The organism is Paenibacillus sp., assembly GCF_035645195.1.
GTDB lineage: Bacteria > Bacillota > Bacilli > Paenibacillales > YIM-B00363 > Paenibacillus_AE.
Window position 1 is genome coordinate 1 of the sequence record NZ_DASQNA010000043.1, and the last position, 25,705, is coordinate 25,705.

General features: G+C 62.0%; 21 protein-coding genes. 3 read left to right on the forward strand and 18 right to left on the reverse strand.

The window, feature by feature from the left end:
* Nucleotides 1-396: 396 nt before the first annotated feature.
* The 5 genes from VE009_RS24510 to cymR form a co-directional block, all read right to left on the reverse strand.
* Nucleotides 397-1,068, reverse strand: a complete 672-nt coding sequence (locus VE009_RS24510; RefSeq protein ID WP_325012338.1) for a DNA-binding response regulator — start codon at nt 1,066-1,068, stop codon at nt 397-399.
* Between the two features lie 319 nt (nt 1,069-1,387).
* Nucleotides 1,388-2,461 (reverse strand): AI-2E family transporter, encoded by a 1,074-nt coding sequence (locus VE009_RS24515; protein ID WP_325012340.1) that lies wholly within the window; start codon nt 2,459-2,461, stop codon nt 1,388-1,390.
* Nucleotides 2,462-2,590: 129 nt separating this feature from the next.
* Nucleotides 2,591-2,791 (reverse strand): hypothetical protein, encoded by a 201-nt coding sequence (locus VE009_RS24520; protein ID WP_325012342.1) that lies wholly within the window; start codon nt 2,789-2,791, stop codon nt 2,591-2,593.
* Between the two features lie 129 nt (nt 2,792-2,920).
* Nucleotides 2,921-4,078, reverse strand: a complete 1,158-nt coding sequence (locus VE009_RS24525; RefSeq protein WP_325012344.1) for a cysteine desulfurase family protein — start codon at nt 4,076-4,078, stop codon at nt 2,921-2,923.
* An 18-nt stretch (nt 4,079-4,096) separates the two neighbouring features.
* Nucleotides 4,097-4,522, reverse strand: a complete 426-nt coding sequence (gene cymR / locus VE009_RS24530) for a cysteine metabolism transcriptional regulator CymR (protein ID WP_325012346.1) — start codon at nt 4,520-4,522, stop codon at nt 4,097-4,099.
* A gap of 286 nt (nt 4,523-4,808) precedes the next feature.
* Between cymR and mnmA the strand changes: the two genes are divergently transcribed.
* Both mnmA and VE009_RS24540 read left to right on the forward strand, forming a co-directional pair.
* On the forward strand, nt 4,809-5,960 hold the full coding sequence (gene mnmA, locus VE009_RS24535; protein ID WP_325012348.1) for a tRNA 2-thiouridine(34) synthase MnmA: 1,152 nt from the start codon (nt 4,809-4,811) through the stop codon (nt 5,958-5,960).
* Nucleotides 5,957-6,898 carry a DNA-3-methyladenine glycosylase gene (locus tag VE009_RS24540; protein ID WP_325012350.1) on the forward strand — a complete coding sequence of 314 codons (942 nt, stop codon included), beginning with the start codon at nt 5,957-5,959 and terminating at the stop codon, nt 6,896-6,898. The genes mnmA and VE009_RS24540 overlap by 4 nt, the downstream gene beginning before the upstream one ends.
* A gap of 61 nt (nt 6,899-6,959) precedes the next feature.
* Here VE009_RS24540 and VE009_RS24545 read toward each other — a convergent pair whose 3' ends face one another.
* The 13 genes from VE009_RS24545 to VE009_RS24605 all read right to left on the reverse strand — a co-directional run bounded on the left by VE009_RS24545 (nt 6,960) and on the right by VE009_RS24605 (nt 23,714).
* Complete coding sequence (locus VE009_RS24545; RefSeq protein WP_325012352.1) at nt 6,960-8,456, reverse strand: xylulokinase; 1,497 nt, start codon at nt 8,454-8,456, stop codon at nt 6,960-6,962.
* A gap of 3 nt (nt 8,457-8,459) precedes the next feature.
* Complete coding sequence (gene trpA, locus VE009_RS24550) at nt 8,460-9,272, reverse strand: tryptophan synthase subunit alpha (RefSeq protein WP_325012354.1); 813 nt, start codon at nt 9,270-9,272, stop codon at nt 8,460-8,462.
* Nucleotides 9,269-10,228 (reverse strand): ABC transporter permease, encoded by a 960-nt coding sequence (locus VE009_RS24555; protein WP_325012356.1) that lies wholly within the window; start codon nt 10,226-10,228, stop codon nt 9,269-9,271. Before VE009_RS24555 ends, trpA begins: the two co-directional genes overlap by 4 nt.
* Complete coding sequence (locus VE009_RS24560) at nt 10,221-11,789, reverse strand: sugar ABC transporter ATP-binding protein (RefSeq protein ID WP_325012358.1); 1,569 nt, start codon at nt 11,787-11,789, stop codon at nt 10,221-10,223. The genes VE009_RS24555 and VE009_RS24560 overlap by 8 nt, the downstream gene beginning before the upstream one ends.
* A gap of 97 nt (nt 11,790-11,886) precedes the next feature.
* On the reverse strand, nt 11,887-12,843 hold the full coding sequence (locus VE009_RS24565) for a sugar ABC transporter substrate-binding protein (protein WP_325012360.1): 957 nt from the start codon (nt 12,841-12,843) through the stop codon (nt 11,887-11,889).
* A 47-nt stretch (nt 12,844-12,890) separates the two neighbouring features.
* A complete protein-coding gene (locus VE009_RS24570) occupies nt 12,891-13,856 on the reverse strand; it encodes a sugar-binding transcriptional regulator (protein ID WP_325012362.1) in 966 nt (321 codons plus the stop codon).
* Nucleotides 13,857-13,978: 122 nt separating this feature from the next.
* Nucleotides 13,979-15,292: a replication-associated recombination protein A gene (locus VE009_RS24575; RefSeq protein ID WP_325012364.1), complete on the reverse strand. Its 1,314-nt coding sequence runs from the start codon at nt 15,290-15,292 to the stop codon at nt 13,979-13,981.
* Nucleotides 15,293-15,551: 259 nt separating this feature from the next.
* Nucleotides 15,552-16,307, reverse strand: coding sequence for a tRNA threonylcarbamoyladenosine dehydratase (locus VE009_RS24580; RefSeq protein ID WP_325012366.1), 756 nt, complete (start codon nt 16,305-16,307; stop codon nt 15,552-15,554).
* Between the two features lie 22 nt (nt 16,308-16,329).
* Entirely contained in the window at nt 16,330-18,117 is a 1,788-nt protein-coding gene (gene aspS / locus VE009_RS24585) for an aspartate--tRNA ligase (RefSeq protein ID WP_325012368.1), read from the reverse strand.
* Between the two features lie 40 nt (nt 18,118-18,157).
* Nucleotides 18,158-19,408 carry a histidine--tRNA ligase gene (gene hisS, locus VE009_RS24590; protein ID WP_325012370.1) on the reverse strand — a complete coding sequence of 417 codons (1,251 nt, stop codon included), beginning with the start codon at nt 19,406-19,408 and terminating at the stop codon, nt 18,158-18,160.
* Nucleotides 19,409-19,959: 551 nt separating this feature from the next.
* Nucleotides 19,960-21,912 (reverse strand): FAD-dependent oxidoreductase, encoded by a 1,953-nt coding sequence (locus tag VE009_RS24595; RefSeq protein ID WP_325012371.1) that lies wholly within the window; start codon nt 21,910-21,912, stop codon nt 19,960-19,962.
* A gap of 26 nt (nt 21,913-21,938) precedes the next feature.
* Nucleotides 21,939-23,486 carry a coproporphyrinogen III oxidase gene (locus VE009_RS24600; protein ID WP_325012373.1) on the reverse strand — a complete coding sequence of 516 codons (1,548 nt, stop codon included), beginning with the start codon at nt 23,484-23,486 and terminating at the stop codon, nt 21,939-21,941.
* Nucleotides 23,487-23,534: 48 nt separating this feature from the next.
* Complete coding sequence (locus VE009_RS24605) at nt 23,535-23,714, reverse strand: hypothetical protein (protein WP_325012375.1); 180 nt, start codon at nt 23,712-23,714, stop codon at nt 23,535-23,537.
* 1,517 nt (nt 23,715-25,231) lie between these two features.
* Here VE009_RS24605 and VE009_RS24610 point away from each other — a divergent pair.
* Nucleotides 25,232-25,705 (forward strand): IS1595 family transposase (locus tag VE009_RS24610; RefSeq protein WP_325012377.1); only part of this gene is annotated, 474 nt, incomplete at its 3' end.

Genomic DNA, 25,705 nt, shown 5'->3' on the forward strand with positions numbered 1-25,705 from the left:
TCGTGCTGTCGCCGCCGACCGCCACACTCCCAGCCAACCGCCGCATCACCGTTCGTGCCCGCCGTCCGCCGCGACCGCACGCTTTTGGTGCTCTTCCCCCCGAACCGCGCAAATTTTGTGCTCTCCCCGCCGACCGCCTCCTCCCAGCCAACCGCCGCATCCCCGTACGTGCCTGCCGTCCGCCACAACCGCACGCTTTTTGTGCTCTTCCCCCGCGAACCGCGCAACATTTGTGCTGTCGCCGCCGATCGCCACACTCCCAGCCAACCGCCGCATCCCCGTTCGTACCCGCCGTCCGCCGCGACCGCTCGCTTTTGGTGCTCTCCCCCCCGAACCGCGCAAAATTCGCGTTCTCGCCGCAAGCCCGCAAGACGACCTTACAAAATAGCATCTCGTCTATAACCGAAGATCTCTCCCGACCTGCGTCATTTCATAGGATCGGACCAGTTTGGCGTCGGGGTTCGCCGCCCGCAGCAGTTTCCGGCTCGCTAACCCGCGCAAAAGTTTGCCCGCCGTATTGCGGCTTCGCCCCAAAAATGCAGCCACCTCCTTCGGCGTCGCCGCGGCTCCTTTTCGCTTCACGAACCGCAGCGTTTCGCGCTCCTCCGGCGACAAGCAGGAAGACATCCCCTGCCCGCCGCGACCCCAGACGATTTGCCTGAGCAGCTGCTGCGCTTGCCGCGAACGGTACTTGATGATATCCGACGAAAAATGAAGCACCGTCCATCCGTCCGCAACCAAATGCGCGTCGCGCAGCGTATTGTCCGCGTACTCCCAACGATCCACATCGCGGATGTGCGGGAAGTACCCGTCGGCCTCCAAAGCCAATCTAGCCCCGAACGGTTGATACGCGAAGTCCAGAAACCTTCGCCCGTCATTGTAATCGCGCACTTCGTATTCCGGATGAAGGTCTTCCAGCGTTCCGAAAGCCGGCCACCACACTTTCTCCAGAAACGCCTTCTCCAAAAACAAATGTCCTTCTTCGAGCCGCCTCCGCCGTTCCCCGTTCCGCCTCCCTGCATGCGATGCGATCCAAAGCCGATGCGCCTCCTCGAAACCGCCGCTCAACGCGCTTCCCTCCTTCGCAAACGTCGCGCAAACGCAAAAACGCCGCCCGTCCCTCCGGGACGAACGGCGTGTGCTTCACGCGTGTTGACAAGGCCATTTTACCAAGGCGTGATAGTCTTGACAATGGTCAAACGGGATAGTACATTATTATTAACTCCCTTGATAATGATTTTCATTATCCCTAGATTTCGAACCGAACAAACCTCGCAAAAACCCCCGTGGGCCGGACTGGCACCCGGGGGTTTTTGCTTGCTGCGCAGGTTTGGGGGCGTCTACCGGCAACCACCAGACCGCCATCCCCCCTGCAAGCGCCCCGCTCTCAAGTCACCGGCTTCCGATTTTTATAATACAAATGCACATGGTGGTAAATGACCTTCCCGACCGCGAACGTCGGCACGGCCAAAATGAGGCCGACGATGCCGCCGAGCTCGCCGCCGACGAGCAAGGCGAAGATGATCAACAGCGGGTGCATGTGCAGCGATCGGCCGACGACCTGCGGGCTGACGACGTTGCCCTCGAGAATTTGGCAGGCGAAGTTGACGAGGATGACGAGCAGCACCATTTTCAGCGAGACGGTCGACGCGAGCAAAATGGCCGGCGCCGCCCCGATGAACGGACCGATGTACGGGATAATGTTCGTCAGCCCGACGATCGCGGCGAGCAGCAGCGGGTACGGAGCCCCGACGAGCCAATAACCGATGTACGCGAACATGCCGATAATGACGCAGACGATAAACTGCCCGCGAATATAGTTGCCGAGCGCCTTGTCGATGTCCGTCACGAGGCGGATCGTGCGGCGCTTGTGCTGCGTCGGCACGAACGTCAGCACCGTTTTCTCGATCAATTGCATGTCCTTGAGCATGTAGAAGGTCAAGAACGGAATGATGAACGCCATAAACACGGCGCCGACCGTCGTGCCGATGCGATCGATAAAGCCGGCGATCGCCGCCGCGAGCTGCTGCTCCATGCGGTACATCGCATCGTTGATCCCCATCCGCACGCTCGGCGGCAAAACATCGTTCCGGTTCAAATCGATAATGAGGCTTTGCGCGCGCATCGTAAATTGCGGCAAATGCTCGTGCAGCTCGTTCAGCTGCGTCACGAACATCGGAATGACGTTCATCAATATGACCGTTACCGCCAGGGCGAATACCGCGTAAATGAGCAGCACCGCGATCGTCCGCGGCACTCTGCGGCTGCACAGCGCGTTCACGATCGGATTGAGCACGTACGACAAAATCCAGGCGGCAATGAACGGCATCAGCACTGTCTTCAAAAAACCGAACAGCGCGAGGAACACCGGCTTGATCAGCAGCAGCATATAAACGACGCCCAAAGCGAGAATCGCGTACACGAGCGCGGCGAACCGCTTGCTTCGAAACCACTGTTCCACCGCTTCTCCCCCCGTCTTGTCCGAAATCGCATTTGGGTAACAGTATATGTAGCGAGGGACGAAAAAAAACCTCCTTCGGACGAGCCGCGCGGGCTTGTCCGAAGGAGGGCGCATAGAAAACCGAATCCGTCAGTTCGCGTGAACTTCGGGCAATTCTTCTTCCGGGAAAAACAAATCGTCCAACGAGCTGAGCGTGCCGTCCTCTTCCACTTGGTAGACGGACATTTTCTCGCCGTTGACCGTCAATTCGATGAAGCAGCCCCAGCAATAAAATTGATGGGAGCCGATTTTACCGATATCTTTCGAATTGCAGTTCGGGCAACGCATCATACGGATACCACCTTTTGCCAAAGAGTTGTAAATCTATTTATTCCCAAGGGGTACCGGTGTTAACCGTACCGCAGCCGATCATGGGAAAAGTTTTTTGCATGCATCGGGAAGCTCTCCCGCTTCCTTATCTCACTTATACGCAAGTCGTTTCACGACCGTTGCAGTTTTTTCGGCTGCAAATGTTACAGATTTGAGACAATTGCCTTCGCCGAAGCTGAAGCGGATCGCCGACCGAAGCCGGGCGTCGTCAGCGCCCATCGCGCGCAGCACGTGCGACGGCTCGAGCGAGCCCGACGCGCAGGCGGAACCGCTCGCCGCGGCGACGCCGTCGAGGTCGAGGTTCATAAGCGCGGTGTCGGTGCTGGCGCCGGGGAAGCTGACGTTCAAAATATGCGGCAGCCGCTCCGTCGGATGGCCGTTCACGACGAACGCCCCCGGCGGCAGCAGCCGCTCGAACGTCGTCAGCATCGCCTCGCGCAGCGCCGCAAGCTCGGCGCTCCGCCGCTCGATGTCCGCGCAGGCGAGCTCGGCCGCCTTGGCGAAGCCGACCGCGCCGGCGACGTTCTCCGTGCCCGCGCGGCGGCCGCGCTCCTGCGGCCCGCCGAAGGCGCGGGCATGCAGCTTGAGGCGCCGGCTCGCGTACAGCAGGCCGACGCCTTTCGGCCCGTTGATCTTGTGAGCGGAGAAGCTCATCAGATCGACGGGCAGGGCAGCGAGATCGATCGGCACGTGGCCGAGCGCCTGCACGGCGTCGACGTGGAACGCCGCGCCGCGACGGCGCGCCAGCTCGCCGATCGCCTCGATCGGCTGCAGCGTGCCTACCTCGTTATTCCCGAACATGACCGAGACGACCGCCGTCTTATCGTCGATCGCCGCCTCGAGCGCGGCCAAGTCGACGCGGCCCGTCTCGTCGACCGGCGCGTAGACGACCTCGAAGCCGAGGCGTTCGAGCTCCTCGGCGGCGTGCAGCACCGCATGGTGCTCGACGGCCGTCGTCACGATTTTGCGGCGTCCCGCTCCCGCGGCGCTCGCCGCGCCGAACAGCGCGAGATTATCGCTCTCCGTGCCGCCGCTCGTGAAGACGAGCTCGTTCGGCGAGCAGCCGAGCCGCTGCGCCAGCGAGTCGCGCGCCGCGGTCAGCGCCGTCTTCGCGTCCCGTCCGAACCGGTGCACGCTGGACGGATTGCCGAACATATGGGTGAAGTACGGCAGCATCGACTCGAGCACCTCTTGGCGCATCGGCGTCGTGGCCGCATGATCAAGATATATCGGTTCGTTCGTGCTCATACGTTCGGCTCACCTGACCTAAATGTAAAACATATAGCTGCCGTCCTGCTGTCCTTCGCCGGCTTTGAAGGAAATGAGCGACGCCAGCGTCGTCGAGTCGAGCACCGCGGCGATCGAGTCGCGGATGCGGATCCATAAATCGCGCTTAGCCGGATCGTCCTCTTCCGTGAAGTCCACGGGGGAGATCGGCCCTTCCAGCAAGCGAATGATGCGGCCGGCCGTCACGTCTTCCGGCGCCTCGGACAGCACGTAACCGCCGTATGCGCCCCGAACGCTCTTCACGAGTCCGGCGTTGCGCAATGGCGCGATGAGCTGCTCTAAGTAGTGTTCGGACAAGTTGTGCTTCTCGGCGATCGCTTTGAGCGACGTCGGACCTTCTCCGTAGCGGACTGCAAGCTCCATCATGATCGTAAGACCGTAGCGGCCTTTCGTCGATATTTTCAAAGGGTTCACCCCGGTTTCGCGCGAAACGTTGCTTCGCTTCCTTAGAATTGACGGAAAAATGGAAATCCAAACTTACCCGATAACGTTTCTATGTTATCACATGGCATGTTCTTTGGTAAGGAAAACCTTTATATATTCATAAAATTGTCGAGACTTTTCTATAATCATCGAACTTTGGTCTATGTTTACAGTTTGTTCGATTCTGTATTTTTATGTCGAATATGATACAATAGATCCCAATTCGGCGCTATGTCGCCGAGACTGAAAGAAAGCGGGTGTAATCACCGTGACAACCCCTACGAAATCTCCTTCCGAAACCCGGGTCGTCGTCGGCATGTCCGGCGGCGTGGACAGCTCCGTGACGGCGCTGCTGCTCAAGCGGCAAGGCTACGACGTCATCGGCGTGTTCATGAAAAACTGGGACGACACCGACGAATTCGGCGTGTGCACCGCCGAGGAGGACGCCGAGGACGTGCGCCGCGTTTGCGCGCAAATCGGCATCCCGTCGTACACGGTCAACTTCGAGAAGGAATATTACGATAAAGTGTTCCAATATTTCCTGGACGAATACCGGGCCGGCCGCACGCCGAACCCGGACGTCATGTGCAATCGGGAAATTAAATTCGGCGAGTTTCTCGCGAAAGCGATGGAGCTCGGCGCCGACTACGTCGCGACGGGCCATTACGCGCGCGTCGTCGAAGAGGACGGCGAATTTAAACTGCTGCGCGGCGTCGACCGGAACAAAGACCAAACGTACTTCCTCAACGCGCTGAACCAAAAGCAGCTCTCCAAAGCGATGTTCCCGATCGGCGGCTACGCGAAGCCGGAAATCCGGGCGATCGCCGAAGAAGCGGGCCTCGCGACGGCGAAAAAGAAGGACAGCACGGGCGTCTGCTTCATCGGCGAGAAAAACTTCCGCGAGTTCCTGAGCAACTACTTGCCCGCGCGCCCCGGCGACATCCGCACGTTCGACGGCGAAGTGAAAGGCCGCCACGACGGCTTGATGTATTACACGCTCGGGCAGCGGCAGGGGCTCGGCATCGGAGGCGGCGGCTCGGGCGAGCCGTGGTTCGTCGCCGACAAAGATCTCGAGCGCAACATCCTGTACGTCGTGCAGGGCGAATCCGATCCGCGATTGTATTCGCATAAGCTCGAAGCGACCGGCGTCAGCTGGATCGCGGGCCGCCCGCCGGCGGACGGTACGTTCGCCTGCGGCGCGAAATTCCGCTACCGGCAGCCGGACCAAGGCGTGCGCGTCACGATGACGGGCGCGGACACGTGCGTCGTCGAATTCGACGCGCCGCAGAAGGCGATTACGCCGGGCCAAGCGGTCGTATTCTACGATGGCGAAACGTGCCTCGGCGGCGGGACGATCGATCGCGTGCTGAAGGCGGACGGCGAATCGCTGCTCATGGGCGCGGGGCTCGGTCGGGCATGACCGCGGCCGAACTCGCGCGCGAGCCGCACGTCGTGCCGATCCAAATCGCTCCGCCCTTCAACGCGAAGCTGCTGTTCGAGCGGTACGAACAGGTCGGCAACCGCGCCCGCCTCGTCCGCCTCGAGCCGGACCAGCTCCGTTTCGTGCGCGCGATCCGCGTCGGCGGCAGAGCGGTTCCGGTCGCGGTGCGTTTCGGCGGCGACGTCGAGGAGCCGACGGCGCTCGTCGAGCTGCCGCCCGGCCTCGACGATGCCGAGCGCGCGCAGGCGATCCGCGCCGTCGCGCATATGATCGGAGCCGACGTCGACCTCGAGCCGTTCTACGCGCGGTTCGCCGGCGACCCGCGCTTCGCTCCGCTGCTCGCCCCGCTCCGCGGCTCGAAGCTGCTGCTCGATCCGGATCCGTTCGAATGTCTCGTCAAGACGATCGTCACGCAGCAGCTTAACCTCGCGTTCGCGGGGACGCTCATCGAGCGGCTCGCCATTCTCGCCGGGGACGCGCTCGAGCACGAGGGAAAGACGCTCTTCGCGTTTCCCGACGCGGAAGCGGTCGCGCGCCTATCGTACGACGCGCTCCGCCCGCTCGCGTTCTCGCAGCGCAAGGCCGAATACGTGATCGATTCGGCCCGCGCCGTCGTCGACGGGCGCCTTGATTGGGCGAACGTCGAGGGGATGAGCGACGAGGAAGCGGTCGCCGAGCTGACGCGCTTTCGCGGCATCGGCCGCTGGACCGTCGAATGTCTGCTCATTTTCGCATACGGCCGCCCGGACCTGCTGCCGGCCGCCGACGTCGGCCTGCGCAACGCCGTCCGGAACGTGTACGACCTGGACGCGCAGCCGAGCGCGGCGGACATCGACAAGCTCGGCGCCGAATGGGCGCCGTGGCGCACGTACGCCACATACTACTTGTGGGAATCGCTTCGATTGAAAGCCGAATAATCCGAAAAAAACGATCCGTCTCCTCGGCAGCGCCGCGGGGACGGATCGTTTTTTTATCGCGCTATGCTTCCGACCATACGGAAGCGAACGCGGGGTACATTTTCGCATAGCGTCGGAACTTCTCGTCATAGTATGCGCGCTTTCCTTCGTCCGGCGCGTACGTCCGGAATTCGAGCCGAGCGAGATGCCGCTCCATCCCTTCCGACGCGCGGCCCCACCCCAGCGCGGGGAAGCCGAGCGCCCCGGCGGCGACGGCCGGCAAAAATTCCGACCGCGCGGGCGTCCGGATGCGCGCCTGCAGCGCGTCCGCCAGGACGCCGCACCACGCCGCGCTCCTCGCGCCGCCTCCGATGACGACGATGTCGCCCTGCGGGCGGCGCGCCGACAGCGTTTCGATCACCTGCCGGATCGCCAGCGCGGTCCCCTCCAGCACGGCGGCGGCCATCTGGCTCCGCGTCGTCGACGGCTTCAAGCCGACGAGGCAGCCGCTCGCGGCCAAATCTTGCACCGGGTACCGTTCGCCGTGCAAATACGGCAGAAACAGCAGCGAATTCGGTTCCGCCAGCCCTTCCCGCGCCAGCCGCTCGAACGCTTCGTAGTCCGCTTCCCCCGCAGCATCTTGCCCGGCCAAAGCGGACGCGCCCCAGCGGTACACGTTGCCCGCGTTCAGCAGCGGCGCGATCGAGACGTACGCCCCCGGCTCGAAATACGCCAGGTTGAAGGCGCCCAGCGCCGTGCTGCCCCATGCGCGCGACATCGTCGCGGCCCAGCCCGTCGTCCCCAAATAAATGTACGACCGCTCCTCGGAATAGACGCCTGCCCCGAGCGTCGTCGCGCCGGCGTCCCCGATGCCGCACAGGACGGGCGTGCCCGCCGCCAGCCCCGTCAGCCGGGCGGCGTCGTCCCGCACGGCGCCGACGACCTCGCCCGGCCACGCGATGCGCGGCAGCAGGCCGCGCGGCGTCTCCGCCGCCGCGAGCAGCTCGCCGCTCCAATCCATGGAGCGGATGTCCATGCAGCCTGCCGTCGATGCGCTCGTCGGATCCGTGACGGCGGCGCCGGTCAGCTGCGCGACGACGTAATCCTTGGCGCTGATGAACGCGCGGGCGACGCGGGCGTACCGCTCCGGCTCGCGCCGCTTCATCCACAGCAGCTTCGCGAGCGGCTGCGTGCCGTTGAACGGATTCGCCGTCAAGTCCGCGATCCGCTCCCGGCCGACGCGGCGAACAAGCTCCTCCGCTTCGGCTTCCGCCCGGCCGTCCGAATACAAGATCGCCGGGCCGACCGGACGGCCGTCGCCGTCCACCGGGATGAGATCCTGCATTTGCCCGCTGAACGCGACGAGCCGAATGTCTTCCGCGGCGACGCCGTCGTCCCGCCACTGCTCCACGATGGCGCGCAGCGCGCCCATCCACTCGTCCGGCCGCTGCTCGACCCGCCCGTCGCGCTCTTCGAGCGGAAGCGGCACGCTCCGCTCGTGCGCGGCGCGAGCGTCTTCCGACAGCAGCACGCCCTTCATATTTGTCGTTCCGATATCGAACGATGCCACCCAACTCATAGACTAGACGCCCCCGCTTCTCAACGTCGTCATTTTCATCTCCGCGATCAATCGGTACAAATAGTCCCGCTCGCCGTTCTCGCATCGGTTCACGAGCACCGAGCCGACGACCGCGCCGTCGAATCCGCTCTCCACCGCGAGCCGCACCTTCTCCGGCGTCCTGAGGCCGAAGCCGGCGACGATTTTGCAGCCGGGCGCAAGGCGGCGCACCCGCTCGCACAGCTCGTCCAAGCGGCCGACCTTCGCGAACGGATCGCCCGTCGCCCCCGCGTACGACTGCGCGTACAGCACCGCCGCCCCGCGGCACGCCCGCGCGAGCTCTTCGTCCGGCATCGCCGGCGAGACGAAGCGGACGACGTCCGCCCCGTGCGCCGCCGCCTCCGCTTCGATCGGGAGCAGCCGCTCCAACGGGCAGTCCGGCACGAGCAGCCCGTCGACGAGCCGCTCCTCGAGCAGCGCCCGGTACAGCCCGCTCGAGACGACGTCCGCCTCGTACCCCATCGCCCAAATCGGGGCGTCGACGGCGCGGCGGACGTCCCGCCAGTACGCGAGCAGCGCCTCCCGGGTCAAATCGCCGCGCCGGCGCACCCGCCGATGCCCGCGCCGGATGATGTCCCCGTCCAGATGAGGCCGGGCGCTCGGCACCCCGAGCTCGACGATGTCGATCCCCGCGACGACCGCTTCCCGCACGATGTCGAGCGAAGCCGCCGGCTCCGGGTCGGTCGCGATCAAATACCCGGCGAGCAGCGCCTCCCCGCGCCGCTCGGCCCGCCGAAACGCGGCTTCGTTCGCCTCGCTTCGAAACGTCACGCTCATGCGGCGTCGCGCCCCAGCTTCTGGACGAGCACCGCCGCGATCACGATGCAGCCGGTAATGACGTCCTGCATGAACGTTGGCACCTGCAAAATCGTCAGTCCGTTCGCCAGCACGCCGATGATCGCGGCGCCGACGAACGTGCCCCAGACGTTCGGAATGCCGTCCTTGAAGGACGTCATACCGAGGAACGCCGCCGCGTACGCGGGTAGGAACAAGCCGGAGCCGCCCGTCGGATGGGCGGAGCCGAGCCGCGAGGCGAGCAGGATGCCCGTCAGCGCCGCCAGCGCCGAGCACAGCGCGAACGCGACGTTCTTGTTGCGCCGCACGTTGACGCCCGCCACCCGCGAAGCCGATTCGTTGCCGCCGATCGCGTACAGCTTGCGGCCGAACGTCGTATGCGCCATGACGTACCAGAAGAGGACGACGACCGCCAACATGATGAAGGACAGCGCCGGAACGCCGAACCACATCGTCTGGCCGACGTAGCGGAACGATTCCGGAATGTTCTGGAACACCGTCGCCCCGTTCGTCAGGCGGAAATTGACGCCGCCGAGAATCGTGCCCATCGCGAGCGTCGTGATGAAGCTAAGCACGCGAAACCGCGTGACGATCCACCCGTTGCCGTAGCCGATCAGGAACGCGATCGCCGTCGGGGCGAGGAAGACGAGCGGCAGCGGCGCGCCGCCGACCGCGAGCAGCGCGGCGCAGACGCCGCCGAAGCTCGCCATCGCGCCGACGGACAAATCGAACTCGCCGACCGACATGACGAGCGTCGCCCCGATCGCGATAATGACGAGGAACGAAATTTGCCTCGTAATCGAAATGAAATTATCTACGGTAGCGAAAGATTGCGGGCTCAGCGCGGAAAACGCGACAATGATCAATCCGCCGGCGATCAACGTGCCGTATGTGCGGAAAAAACGCACCCAATCGATGCGGCCGCTCCGTTCAGCCATGATGCGTGTCACCCTTTCGATTCTGATGGAAGCAGACGGCGAGCACATCCTCCGCGGCGACGCCGTCGTTCGCGAGCTCCGCCGCGACGGCGCCTTCCCGCAGCACGTAGATGCGGTCCGCGAGCTCGAGCACCTCCTGCAGGTCGGAGGAGACGAACACGACGCCGCGTCCGTCGTCGGCCTGCTCCCGCAGCAGCCTGTGAATTTCCTCCCGCGTCATGACGTCGACCGCCTGCGTCGGCTCGTCGCACAGAAACACCCGCGGCTCGGACAGCAGCGCTTTCGCGAACACGACCTTCTGCTGGTTGCCGCCGCTCAGCTGGCCGACGGCCTGCTCCCCGCCGGTCGCCTTCACCTTCAGCGCTTCGATCCAGCGCGCGACCGTTTGGCGCTCCTTGCGAACGTTCAGCGACAGCGCGCGGCCGAACTGCCGAATGACGGGCAGCGTCATATTTTCGCGGATCGACATCGACAGCACGAGCGCATCCCGTTTCCGTTCCTCGGGAATAAGGACGATGCCGCGGTCGAGCGAGCGGCGCGGCGTCGGACGGCGCACCTCTTCCCCGCCCAGCCGGATGCGGCCGGCGGCGATGCGGCGCAGCCCGTAGATCGCTTCCAGCATTTCCGTCCGTCCCGAACCGGCGAGGCCGAACACGCCGACGATTTCGCCCTCGTAGACGCGGAGGCTCGCGTTCGCGACGCGCCCGTCCGCGGTCGTCAGCCCTTCGATCTCGAGCAGCGCAGCGCCGGGCGGACGGCTCCGCCCGAGGCGACGGGGCGGCGCTTCCGATGCCGGCGCAGCCGGCTCATTGGGCGCCGCGGATGCCATGGACTCCGCGGCCCCGCTCATCCAGCGGATCAACTCGTCCTTGTTCGTATCCGCCGTCCGCTCCGTGCGCACCCGCTTGCCGTTGCGAAACACTGTAATGCGGTCCGCGATGCGGAAAATTTCGTCCAGCCGATGCGACACGTACAGCACGGCCGTCCCCTGCCGCTTCAGCCGATCGATCAGCGCGAACAGCTTGTCGGCTTCCCGGTCGGTCAAGGCGGCGGTCGGCTCGTCGAGGATCAGCAGCTGGCAGTCCAGCATCATCGCGCGCAAAATTTCGAGCACCGTCTTCTCCGGCGGCGACATCGCCGCGGCGGGCTTGTTCAAATCGAGCGCGACTCCGAGCTGCTCGGCGAGCGAGCGCGCTCGTTCCTTCATTCGCTTCCAATCGATGCCGAAGCCGAAGCCGGCGTTCGGATAGTCCAGCCCGAGGTACAAATTTTCGTATCCGGTAAAGCCCGGAATCAAATGGCGGTCCTGGTGCACGACGTTCACCCCGAGGCGCCGGGCGGCGGCCGGGTCGCTGATCGCGACCGGCTTCCCCTTCCACAGGATGGAGCCGCCGTCGGGCGCGTACAAGCCTGTAATCGTCTTGATCAGCGTCGATTTGCCGGCGCCGTTCTCCCCGACGAGCGCGTGCACCTCCCCCGCCGTCAGCTCGAACGTCACGTCCTGCAGCGCGTAATGGCGCCCGAATTTTTTATCGAGATGCTCGACCTTCAGTAAGCTCACATTCGGCAGCCCCCTATCGCGAGACGGGAGCGGCACCGCCGCTCCCGCCGTTTCGTTCAACCGTTTCCTTCGCCTTCGCCCCGCGCCCGCGACGCGCTTACTCCGCCGCGAACTCGCTTGCGTTTTCTTTCGTGATCAGCGTCGCAGGCGCGTACATTTCCGTCGCCTCCACGCTCTGGCCGTCGAACACCCGCTTGATCTGCGCCGTGACGAGCTCCGCCATGCCGGCGAAATTTTGCTTCACGGTCGCGACGAGCGGTCCGCCCTCTTGAATCATGGCCACCGCCTGCGAATTGCCGTCGATGCCCGTGACGATGATGTCGCTGCGGCCCGCCGCCTGAATCGCTTGCGCCGCGCCGATCGCCGGCTCGTCCCATGCGGCCCACACCGCCGTGATCGCCCCCGGCTGCTGGTTCGCGAGCAGCAAGCTTTCCATATGCTTCCGCGCGTTCTCGATCGGTCCCGGCACATCGACGTGCTGCTCGGTCACGAGCTCGATCGCAGAGTTCTCCGTAAGCTGCGCATCAAGCTGCTCGGAGCGCTTCAAGACGCCCGGATGCGGACGATGCGTCAACGCAACCAGCTTGCCTTCCTCGCCCATCTGCTCGAACAAATAGTCCGTGATCAGCTTCGACATCGCAGCGTTGTCGCTCGTCGCGTTCATGCTCATCCCGTCGATGTAACCCGAATCGCAGCCGAATACGGGGATGCCCTTCTCCGCGGCGGCCCGAATTTGCGCCTGAAGCTGGTTCGGATCGGTGCTGACGATGACGATGGCGTCCGCGTTCGACGCGATCACGTCCTCCATCCGGCTCGCCATCGCGCCGACGTCGCCTTTCGTGTCGACGACGTTCGTCCGCCATCCGTTCGCCTCGGCCTGCGCCTTCAGCGACTCGACCATTTCGTTCGTCGTCACGGAAGATAAATACGGCGTCAAAATCGAAATCGTCTTCGCCCCCGCGTCTCCCCCGCTGCCGCCTTGCGCGCCGCAGCCGGCGGCGACCAGAGCGACCACCAATAAAAGCGCTGCCAAAAAACCTCGTCTCTTTCTCATCGAGCATCCCCCTATGTATCGTTAAAATGTATCGCTCCCGCCCGGCGTCACGCCGGGAACGGGTGCGCTTGATGCCATGCCAGCACGCGCTTCGCCGTGTCCATGTCGGTCACGAGCGCGTCCGCGTACCTGCCGCGCAGCGCGGCGCCGATCGCGGCCGCCTTCTCTTCCCCCGCCGCCGCGGCGATGACGGTCGGAATGCCGCGCAGCTCGTCCGCCGCGAGGCCGATCATCCGCCGCTCGGCTTCGTACGTCACCGGCTCCCCCTGCGCGTTCAAGAACGAGGTGCACAAATTCGAAACGGCGCCGAGCCCGGCGACCTCGTCGATCGCCCTTTTGTCGAAGTAGCCGGAGCGGACGACGGACGCCTCTTCCGACACCGGACCGATGCCGACGACGGCGACGGCGCACCGGCGGGCGAGCCCAAGCACGTCCCCGATCTCCCGCTCTCGGACGAACAGCGCCTTCGCTTCCTCCGAGCCGACGATGGCCGGCGCGTTGAGCAAATAATGCTTCGCCCGCGCACGCTCGGCGAATGTCCGCGTGTTCGAGTTCGCGTGGTACGCCGCGCCGTCGGGCCCCCAGCCGCCGACGAGCGGCACGAAGCTGACGTCCTTCCTGCCGAGGTACGTCATTTCGGCGCCGACGAGCCCGACCGTCCGTCCGGCCATAACGCCGACGACGTCTCCGTCCTTAATCACGTTCTCGAGCAAGGCGGCCGCCGCGCGGGCGACCATCAGCTCGACCATCGGGCGGTCGGCGTCGCCGCCGTTCACGACGACCGCATCGGCGATGCCGAACGCCTCCTCGATCGCGCGCTCGTACGCCTGCTCCTCGGAGAACGGGTTTTTGATCGTAATTTGGACGATGCCTTCGGCTTTGGCGGCGGCGAGCATGCGGCTCACCTGCGGACGAGAAATGCCCAATTTCTTCGAGATTTCCTGCTGATTCATGCCGTCGAGATAATATAAGGTGCTGACTTTCACGAGCTGCCGGGTTTTCTCATGAATCAAAGAGGTCCCTCTTTTCCGAACAACGGTTCATCTACGAAATTGTGTTCATAGGCCCATTATATTCGACGCCTCTCGACATCACAAGAACATTTTTTCGACTTCGAACATTTTTTCATCGCATCCTATTTCGAGCGCCGACGCTGCTGATTTTCCCGCATTTTCGCTTCCGTCCCCTGGTTCGAAGCGATGAAGAACGCCTCGTCCCGAATCGCGTTCGGCAAATACTGCTGCTCCACGTAGTGGTTCGGATAATCGTGGGGATATTTGTAGCCGACGTGCCCGAGCTGCTGCGAGCCTTTGTAATGACCGTCCCGCAAATGCATCGGCACCTCCGCGGCCCCGAGCCGAGCGAAGGCGGCATCCACCCGCTCCATGGCGCGTCCGATCGAATTCGATTTCGGGCTTTCCACCGCGAACAGAATCGCTTGGGCGATGTTGTACTTCGCCTCCGGCCAGCCGATCTTGTGATACGCATCCATCGCCGTCACCGCCTGCACCATCGCCTGCGGGTTGGCGAGCCCGATATCTTCGCTGCAGGCGACGATGAGGCGCCGCAGGAACACCATCGGATCCATGCCGAGCTTCTCTACCGCGTACAAAAACCAGAACAGCGCCGCGTCGGACGAGCCCCGGACGCTCTTATGGAACGCCGACAGCACGTCGTACTGCGTCGATTCGTCGGCCGCCACCGTCGGCTGGCGGATCGATTCCTCCGCGGCGTCGAGCGTAATATGAACGCTGCCGTCCGCGCTCCGCGGCGTCGTCAGCGCCGCCAGCTCGAGCGCGTTGAGCGCGCGCCGGAGGTCGCCGCCGGCCACCGTCGCGATGTGGACGAGCGCCTCCTCGTCGACGCGCAGCGACAGCGCGCCGAGCCCGCGCTCGCGGTCGGCGAGCGCGCGGCGCATCGCCTCCATCGCATGCTCCGGCGTCAGCTTCTCGAGCCGGAACAGCGTCGACCGCGACAGGAGCGCCCCGTTGATCGAGTGGAACGGGTTTTCCGTCGTCGCGCCGATGAACACGATCGTGCCCGCCTCGACGGCCGGCAGCAGCGCGTCCTGCTGCGACGATTTGAAACGATGCACCTCGTCGAGGAACAAAATCGTCTTGCGGTCGTACAGCGCCCGCGTCTCCTTCGCGCGTTCGATCGTCTCCCGCACGTCTTTCACCGACGCGTCCACCGCATTTAGGCGGACGAATTCCCCATCCGTCCGGTTCGCGATGATGTGCGCGAGCGTCGTTTTGCCGGTGCCCGGCGGCCCGAACAGGATGATCGACGTCACCTGGTCCCCTTCGATCGCCCGCCGCAGCATTTTCCCGGGCCCGACGATATGCTCCTGCCCGATGTATTCTTCGATCGTGCGCGCCCGCATCCGCTCCGCGAGCGGCTGCCGCCCCGGGGCCGCCCCGGATTCCGCGCGATAAGTAAACAAGTCCACGTTTCCTTCCGTCCCCTCGCCATCAAGAGTGTTGCATTAGAAATTTTCTAAATTATAACGGAAAAACGCCCGAGCGACTACGCTCGGACGTCGAGATCGGTGTTTTCGACCGAACCGGTCTATTATTTCAATGCATAACTTACATCCGTTTCGGCGCCGCCGAATATCCAAAAATGCTTCAGCTTCAAAAAGAGACAAGTCCACCCGGGAAACCGGATGAACTTGCCCTTGCTGTGTTCTCTAACCCATACTCGTACCATTACACTTCGATGCCGTGCTTCTTCAGCAAATCGTTCACGATGACGCTCACCATGATCAGCCCCGCGACCGGCGGCACGAACGAGTTGCTCGCCGGCGGCTGCTGCGCCTTCCGAATGTCCGGCGCGTTCTCGGGCACAATGCGCTGCGTCACGTCGACGCGCGGTTTTTTCGGCGTTTCGGTCGAGAAGACGACCTTCACGCCCTTCGTCACGCCCGCCTCGCGCAGCTTGCGCCGCACGACGCGCGCGAGCGGGTCCGTGTGCGTTTTCGAAATGTCGACGACTTGGAACTTCGTCGGATCCATCTTGTTCGCCGCGCCCATGCTCGAGATGACCGGAATGCCGCGCTGCTTGCACTGCAGGATCAGATGCACCTTGTAGATAATCGTGTCCGACGCGTCCATCACATAATCGAGCGGATACTCGAACAGCTTCTCGTACGTCTCTTCCGTGTAAAACATCCGGAGCGCGATCGCGTCGCAATCCGGGTTGATCAGCTTGATCCGCTCGCGCATCAGCTCCGCCTTCGGCTGGCCGACCGTCGTCGTCAGCGCATGAATCTGGCGGTTGATGTTGGTGATGTCGACGACGTCCTTGTCGATCATGATAATGCGGCCGACGCCCGCGCGGGCGAGCGCCTCCGCCGCGATCGAACCGACGCCGCCGATGCCGAGCACCGCGACGGTGCTGTTCTTCAGCGCTTCGACGCCTTCCGGCCCGATCGCGAGCTCCGTGCGCGAGAATTGATTCAGCATATCGCGCGTCGCCTCCGTTCCGTTATTGCTTCACTGGCTCCGGCTTGACCGGCAGCGCTACGCGGATCGACAGCTGGTCCAGCTGCTTGCCATCGACTTCGGACGGCGCGCCGGAGAGCAGGTCGGTCGCGCTCGCCGTTTTCGGGAACGCGATCGTCTCGCGCAGGTTCGTGCGGTTCGAGAGCAGCATCACCAAGCGGTCGAAGCCGAATGCAATACCGCCGTGCGGCGGGGTGCCGTAATCGAACGCGTCGAGCAGGAAGCCGAATTTCTCATGCGCTTCTTCCATCGAAAGCCCAAGCGCCGCGAACATTTTCTCCTGCACGTCGCGCTTGTAAATCCGCATCGAGCCGCCGCCGACTTCGTAGCCGTTCAGCACGAGGTCGTACGCCTGCGCGCGAATCGCGCCCGGGTTCGACTCGAACAGCGGCAAATCTTCGTCGCGCGGACGGGTGAAGGGATGGTGCTCCGCGACCCAACGCTTCTCTTCCTCGTCCCAGCCGAGCAGCGGGAAGTCGACGACCCATGCGAAGCGGTATTCGCTCTCGTTGATGAGGCCGAGCTCCTTGCCGAGCTTCAGGCGCAGGTTGCCGAGCACGTCGTGCACGACCTTCGCTTTGTCCGCGCTGAACAGCAGCACGTCGCCTTCTTCCGCGCCGAGGCGCTCCGTCAGCGCCGCGATCTCTTCCGGGCTGAGGAACTTCACGATCGGCCCCTTCCACTCGCCGTCTTTGACGACGATGTACGCGAGCCCTTTGCCGCCGTAACGCGCCGCGAACGGAGTCAAATCGTCAAGCTCCTTGCGGCTCCAGTTCGCGCAGCCTTTCGCGTTGATCGCCTTCACGATGCCGCCGCCGGCGACGACTTGGCCGAACACCTTCACGCCCGAGGTCGCCACGATGTCCGACACGTCGACGAGCTCCAGCCCGAAGCGCAGATCCGGCTTGTCGGAACCGTACTTGCCGATCGCGTCCGCGTACGGGAGACGCTGGAACGGCGTCGGCACTTCGTAGCCGACCGTCTCGCGGAACAGCTTCGCGACGAGCTCTTCCATGATCGTGAGCAGCTGGTCCTGCGACAGGAACGACGTCTCGATGTCGACCTGCGTGAATTCCGGCTGCCGGTCCGCCCGCAAATCTTCGTCGCGGAAGCAGCGCGCGATTTGATAATAGCGCTCCATGCCGCCGACCATCAGCAATTGCTTGAAAATTTGCGGCGACTGCGGCAGCGCGAAAAATTCGCCCGGATGTACGCGGCTCGGCACCAAATAGTCGCGCGCGCCTTCCGGCGTGCTCTTCGTTAGGATCGGCGTTTCCACTTCCACGAATTCGTTCGCGTCGAGGAAATCGCGGAATACCTTCGCCGCCTTCGCGCGCAGCATGAGCGTGCGCTGCATTTCCGGACGGCGCAGGTCAAGGTAGCGATACTTCAAGCGAACCGATTCGTCGACGTCCACGCCGTCTTCGATGAAGAACGGCGGCGTTTTCGCCCCGTTGAATATTTCGATTTCCGTCACCTGCACTTCGATCTCGCCCGTCGGCAGGTTCGCGTTATACGTTTCCGGATCGCGCTCGACGACTTTCCCTTTCACCGCGATGACGAACTCGTTGCGGCATTTGTCCGCCGTCTCCAAAGCCTCGCCCGAGAACGCTGGATTGAACACGATTTGAATCAATCCGCTCCGATCCCGGAGATCGATGAACAATACGCCGCCCAAGTCGCGACGGCGCTGCACCCAACCGTTCAATACGACCGTTTCCCCGACGTTCGCTTTCGTCAGCGTTCCGCATTTATGCGTCCGCAGCATCATAGTCAATTACCCCTTTGATCAAAAAATAATTATTTTTGCATTACCCTTCGAGCAAAACCGCAAACAAGTCCGACAGCGCCACGGTGCGCTGTTCGCCTGTCGCGAGCGACTTCAGCACGATTTCCCCGCGGGCGAGCTCGTCGTCGCCGAGAATCGCCGCGTATTTCGCCGCGAGGCGGTCGGCGGACTTCAGCTGCGCCTTCATTTTGCGGCCGCCGTAATCCTTCTCGGCGACGATGCCGCGTCCGCGCGCTTCGTTCAGCAGCGGGACGATTCGCGCCTCGGCCGCTTCGCCGAGCGCCACGAAGTACACGTCCGGCGCGGCCGCCTTCGGCAGCTCCACGCCCTGCTTCTCGAGCACGAGCAGCACCCGCTCGAGGCCGAGCCCGAAGCCGACGCCCGTCTGCTCCGGTCCGCCGATTTCGGATACGAGGCCGTTATACCGGCCGCCGCCCCCGATCGTATCGATCGACCCGATGCCCGCCGCTTTGAACTCGAACGCCGTGTGCGTGTAATAATCGAGTCCGCGCACGAGACGCGGGTTGATCGTGTAGGCGATACCCATCGCGTCGAGATGCGCCTTCACCTTCTCGAAGTGCGCGGCGCTCCCCTCGTCGAGGTTGTCGAGCAGCGACGGCGCTCCTTCGAAATGCGCCTGATCGACCTTGCAGTCGAGCACGCGCAGCGGATTGCGGTCCATCCGCGAGCGGCAGTCCCTGCACAGGACGTCCCGCTTCGGCTCGAGGAAGGCGAGCAGCTTCTCGCGGAACGCGGCGCGCGACGCCGGCGTGCCGACCGAATTGATCTCGAGCGTGAAGCCCGTGAGGCCGATTTCCGTGTAAAAGCGGCTGCCGAGCGCGATCACTTCCGCGTCGAGCGACGGATCGTCCGAGCCGAACGCCTCGATGCCGAACTGATGGAATTGGCGGTAGCGGCCCGCCTGCGGCTGCTCGTAACGGAACATCGGTCCGATGTAATAGAGCTTCGTAATATCGGGATCGCCGTACAGCTTGTTCTCGACATACGCCCGCACGACGCCGGCGGTACCTTCCGGCCGAAGCGTCATGCTTCGATCGCCCTTGTCTAAGAACGTGTACATTTCCTTCTCGACGACGTCCGTCGTCTCCCCTACTCCGCGCTGAAACAGTTCCGTCGATTCGAAAATCGGCGTCCGGATTTCGCGGTATAGAAATTTAGAACAAACTTCCCTCGCCTTCGCCTCGACGAACTGCCAGCGTTCGATTTCGCCGGGCAGCAAATCTTGCGTGCCTTTCGGTTTTTGGAACGACATTGGATTGGAACCTCCTGATTCTACCAACGGCAAGAATAAAAAAACTCCCGTCCCCGACAATACGCGCTTGTCAGGGACGAGAGATTCGTGACGAATTTCCCGTGGTGCCACCCACATTCCGAAGGCATGCCTTCGCTCTAACGCTTTAACGCTCGTTACGCGCATAGGGCTACTTGCGGGACGTCATGCGGTACGTCCGCCGTCCGGTTCGCCGTATGTTCTCGGGGAGGTCATTCGTCCGTCCGCTGCAAGACGCTTTCAGCCTATGGCGTCTCTCTCTGGGGGCAAGCCGCAACCGGAGTACTTCATCCCGTCACCGAATCACTGTGAAAAACTGAAACTTTTCACCAATTTTACTGACATCGAACGTAAATGTCAAGTTCGTACCCCCGAAAAACAAAGGTGCCCGCGGCGCAACCGCCGCGAGCCAAGAGTGAAAATATATGTCAAAAAAGGGGGTCGAGATCATTGTATGCGATCAACGTTAAGCGAACATGAAAGAAAGGTTACAGAAAGGTTACAATTTGGGAAACGTTTCCATCGTGTTATCGTCACCTTATGGACGACACCGGCGGACGGAAGCCGAGCGCCATGGCAATGTCCCTGAACAGCATGTACGACTCGCCCACCGTCAGCTTCGCGGGATTTTGGATGCCCGCGATCGTCACGTCCCGCAAGTAGCCGCCGGCTTTGAGCGCCGCCAGCGCGCCGTTCGGCGCGGGCTCGAGGCCGAGCGCCGTCGCGGCGATGAGCGCCGCGTTCTCGAGCGTCAGCGGCGATTTGCGCAGCTGCTCCTCGAGCGTTTTGTCCGCCGGAAACCATGCGCTCGGGTGTGCAGGCATTTTTTGTCCGAAATACCCGCGGGAACCCGCGTAAAGCAAACCGTACTCGACCGGATTCGCAGTCTCGTCCAAACGGAAATCGTTGTCGTACTTCCCGGATACGAGTCCGAGCGAAACGACCGTTTTGAGCCCCGAATATGCGCGGTGCTTCTCATACGGCTGCAGCGGCACCGTGTACGGATGGAGCGACATGCCCTGCGCGTTCAAGCGGCTTTGGAGCGTCGCGATCGCCGACGCGTCCTTCGACATCTCGCGGAACGTCAGACCTCGCTCCTTGGCTATCTTGACGGCCGCTCCGGCCGCCTGCCCCGTCGCCATGCCGACGGGAATCGTGCGCGCGCTGCCGTGCGGCAGCGTATCGAACGAAGCCGCGCGACCGACGACGAGCAAGCCGTCGACCTCCTTCGGCACGATGCTCCGGAACGGCACCGCGTACTTGATCGGCTTAAACAAAATATTGCCGCTGTCCGTCGGCGACGTCGGCTGCAGGTCGATCGGATACGACCCGAAGGCGATGCGGTCCCATTTGTCCTTGTTTTCGAGCAAATCGATAATATTCAGCCGGTACTCGCCGATCATATGGCGCGACTCTCGAATATACGGCTCCGGCGCGGTCCCCCCGAGCGTTAACGTCGAGAGCTCCGGAAACTGCTGCTGCATATGCTTCATGATCAGCGGCAGTTCCCGCTTCCCGGCTTCGATGCCGGCCTGGACGGAGGCGGGATCGAGCGGATCGACGTCGAACAACAGCAACGCGTTGACGAGCGCCGTATTGTCGTTTTGCCGGCCGATGTTAAGTCCGCGCATCTTCACCTGCGGCTGGCTCGGCTTGTATTGGTACATCTCGATGTATCCCCAAGCCGACATTTCCGTCGTGCCGTACCCCTTCTTGCCCTTCAGCCGCTCCCGAATGCCGTTCCACACCTTCGGCGTTACGCCGTTCATGCGGAATACGAGCGTCACCGCCATTTTGGCGTCCGGCTGCCCGATGTCCTCCCTGCCGAACGTGAACGGCACGCCGGCCGCCGCGAAAATGTCGCCGTCCTGCGTCGCGTCGATTACCGCGCCCGAGCGGACGAACAGTTCGGCGCCCTCCTGGGTCGTCAGCTCCATGCCGACCACCCTCGGCGCGCCGCCGATCTCTTCGACGACCGGCTGCATGTCCCGCACCGGCATCATGACGTCGATGTTCGGCTCCGCGTCGACGAGCTTTTGGAATGCGGCCGAGGCCGTGTTGACGTCGAAGGAGTCCCCTTCGGTCATTTTATACCATTCGCTGAAAATCCCTTGATTTAAAATGACGTTGTTATATCGATTCAAATCGACCGTATTCAGCCAGCCGAGCGTCATCAAGCCGCCCAGCGTCCGCCGATTGCGGCCGTCAACCAGCAGCACCTTGAGCCCGTTGCGCGCCGCCGATACCGCCGCCGCCACCCCTTCCGGGTCCGTGCCCGCGACAATGACGTCATACTCCGCGCGCGCGTTCGCCAGCTGCTCGGGCATCTGCAGCGACACCGGCCCGACGGCCTTGCCCGAAAACCATTCCGCGGCCTGAGAAATCCCGCCTGCCGTAGCCGTTCCTCCGCCCGTCAAACATCCCGCCGCCGCGACGACGAGCGTCAATCCCGACAGGACGGCGTTTCGAATCCAATTCCGTTTCATTAGTACGTTTTTCTCTCCCGTTTTCTCTATTGGTCGATCGCGACGTTCCCGTAAGCGCTTTGGAGCAGCTCCAGCTTCTTTTTCGTGTATTCTTGGAAAGCTTGATTGTAATGGAACGGCTCTTTCGGGTTCGGAAACCGCTCCACCCGTTCGCGACCGTCTTCCCCGCCTGGGTACACAACCTTGCTGACCGCGCCGCAGCCGAGACCCACGACCGTTTGGCGCTCCTCCATCATCAAAATATTATAGAGGCTTTCTTTGCCCTCCAAGCTGTAGCCCACGTTCTCCAAATTGCCGAGGATGTTCTTCTGGCGATACAAGTAGTAAGGGACATAACCGTGACGTTTCGTCCACCGGATCGCCTCTTCCATCATCGCCCGAATTTCGTCCCGCTCCGCCACTTCGTACCGATCGCGATCCTTCGTCATTTTAGACGCGCGTTTGAAGGATAAAGTGTGCACGGTGAGCGACTCCGGCATCAATTTTTCCGTCTCGGAGAGCGTGTGCTTCAGCTCCGGCAGTCCCTCGTTCGGCAGCCCGATAATCAAATCCATGTTGATATTGTTCATGCCCATGGACCGGGACAGCAGAAACTTCTCCACCGTCTCCTTTACGCTGTGATGACGGCCGATCGTGTCCAGCGTCTGCTGCGTAAAGCTTTGCGGATTGATGGAAATGCGGTCCACCTTCCATTTCCGCATCACTTCGAGCTTCTCGGGCGTGATCGTGTCGGGGCGTCCTGCCTCGACGGTCAGCTCCCGAACCTTGTCCATGCCCGGGAACGACTCGTGCAGCGTGACGAACAGTGCGTCCATCTGCTCTGCCTCGATGCTCGTCGGCGTGCCGCCGCCCCAATAAATCGTCGTAATCCCAAGACCCGCCGCCTTCAGCCAACGGCCGGTTTCCCGGATCTCGTAATGCAGACCTTCGAGGAACGCCTCCACCGAGCCGTTGTTTCCCCGAATGTCGTATGCCGGGAACGTGCAGTATGCGCATTTCGTCGGGCAGAACGGAATGCCGATATACACGCTCACTTCGTTTTCATTGATCGTATGCAAATCCGGAATGACCTTCAACTGACGCTCCGCCACGTCCGTGAGCAGCCGAGCCTTCTCTTCCGTCACGAAATATTCGTCCTGAATGATGCGAGCGGCCTGCTCGGCGTCGTGACGCAGCAGGAGATTGTGCATCAGCTTCGTCGGCCGGACGCCGGTCAGCGTTCCCCACGGCTGCGCGAGCCCCGTCGCCTGCTCCAACGCCTTGACGAGCCCGGCGCCCAGCGCCCGCTTAATGACCCGGCGCCGGTCGTCGCCCGTCTGGCTGGACAGCGGCCGCTCGTACGACGCATCCCACGTGTTGCCGGACGCCTCCGCCGCCGAAACCTCGACGCCGACGCGATCCCGCTCTTCGTCGATCGTCAGCGCGATCCGGATTCCCAGATCGGCTTGCGCCGCCTCGCCGTCCTCCCCGTCGAAGCGAACGTCCGCCTCCTCGTAAAACAATTTGCACAAATGAAATAAATCCATATCATAATCGGCAAAGCCGACGCGTTCGATGTTGATAATCAAGCGCATAGCCTCCTAAACCATGGTTCCGCGGTACGTGCATAGAATACCATAAGTTTACGATTTATGTACACGCGGATTCCCGCTTTTCGCAAACGCCGGCCGGCTGCCCGGTTCCGCCGCAAACTCGACCAGCGCCTCGGCGTCCGTCGGCCACGCGCCTCTCGCCTCTACCCCCGCTTGAGACCGCTCCAGTCCTCCTTGCTTTAATAAGCCCTCTTTTCGCGTTGTGCGCATAAATTCATGCTCCTTCCGGGATGTATCACCTCCCAGTCTCCCCCGTCCGCGAAAAGATTAACCAGCGGCGTACACATTCATCCGCTTCTCCTACATCGCGTTCTCTGTGCCGTTTACCACGCCGCATGCTCCTCTCAAATTTATTACAACTCTCTCTTCCTTCTCGTACTTTCACCGTCCCTCCCGCTAATCTCTTTCTGATCGCAGCCCACTCTCTTACCATCTTGTTCAAGCTGACCTTCTCAATGCAGTCTTGGTTGCTTCGCACTTCTTTTTCAGCCCATAGATTGTATCTTGCCGTTCCCGCTTATCTTGTTGCCATCCCGAAATTAGCTCTCCCGTCGACGCCTATTCTTTTTTCTCGCGCATTCCGCTCGTATTCCCTTACTTCAGCATCCACGCGACTCTTCATGATCCAAGTCCCCAGACGCCGTACGCGGTAAATTGATTGTTGCACCGTTTCCCAACCTTTCCGCACAAGTTTACTTTCCGTCCCCTTCGTCGCTCTGAAACGCATTTCTCTCCTTCTCCCGTTTTTCAGCACATATGCGACTTGACCTCCGCCCCATCTGCGCCTTGTAATACCTTTCGCGCACTATTCCGTTCATATTTCCTTTCCTCAGCAGCCAAGCTTGCATACCAGTCACACAGCAATCCGCGACAGTCCACCCTCTTCTATCCCCAACATGTGCGCCTCGCCATCCACCCCCATCGACCCTTGTGATGCTCTCGAGCACATTCCGTCCATATTCCATTCATTCAGCAGCCAAGCTCGTGTACCTTTCACATAGCAATCCGCGACAATCCACCCTTTTCTATCCCCAACATGTGCGCCTCGCCATCCTCCCATCGACCCTTGTAATGCCCTCGAAAACATTTCGTTCCTATTCCCTTCCCTCAGCAGCCAAGCTCGTGTACCTTTCACATAGCAATCCGCGACAATCCACCCTTTTCTATCCCCCAACATGTGCGCCTCGCTATCCTCCCATCGACCCTTGTAATGCTCTCGAACACATTTCGTCCCTATTCCCTTCCCTCAGCAGCCAAGCTTGCATTCCTTTCATAAAGCAATCCGCGCCAAACCCCCTCTTTTACCTCCGACTTGTGCGCCTCGCCATCCGTCCCATCGACCCTTGTAATGCTCTCGAGCACATTCCGTCCATATTCCCTTCCCTCAGCACCAAGCTCGTGTACCTTTCACATAGCAATCCGCGCCAAACACCCTCTTTTATCCCCAACATGTGCGCCTCGCCATCCACCCCATCGACCCTTGTAATGTTCTCGAACACATTTCGTCTCTATTCCCTTCCCTCAGCAGCCAAGCTTGCATTCCTTTCATACAGCAAACCGCGCCAAACCCCCTCTTTTACCTCCGACTTGTGCGCTCGCCATCGACCCTTGTAATGCTCTCGAGCACATTCCGTCCATATTCCCTTCCCTCAGCGGAAAACGGAAAATGCAACTTTACACAGGAACATATGTTCGGTATAATTTATCATGTAAGGAGTTGATTTAACATGGATAAACAAAGCCGAGCTTATCAATATTTCTACCGTCAACGCTGGCCGAGCGGTTTTGAATGCCCACGGTGCGGATATAAGGGCTGCTATACAATCGGTACCCGTCGTAACCCCCTTTACCAATGCGCACTGTGCCGTCACCAAACCTCCTTGACCGCCGGTACCGTCATGGAGAAGAGCAGAACTTCCTTGGATAAATGGCTCGCCGCCGTCGAATTGCTGAGCGCTTCTTACGGTGTAAACGCAGTCCAACTGTCTGCAAGGATCGGCGTTTCCCACAAGACCGCATGGCTCATGCTCCGCGCTTTTCGTCGGGCGATTCATAAGTTGGAGGAAGAACGCCAATTCTTAGGGACCGTTCACGCCGGCCTCCAAGTGCTCGGTCCTTATTTCTTCATTACGCATGCCCTTTATCGCAGAGAACGCGTTATTCTTATCGGGGGTTCCATGGACAATCGCACCGGGAAAGCT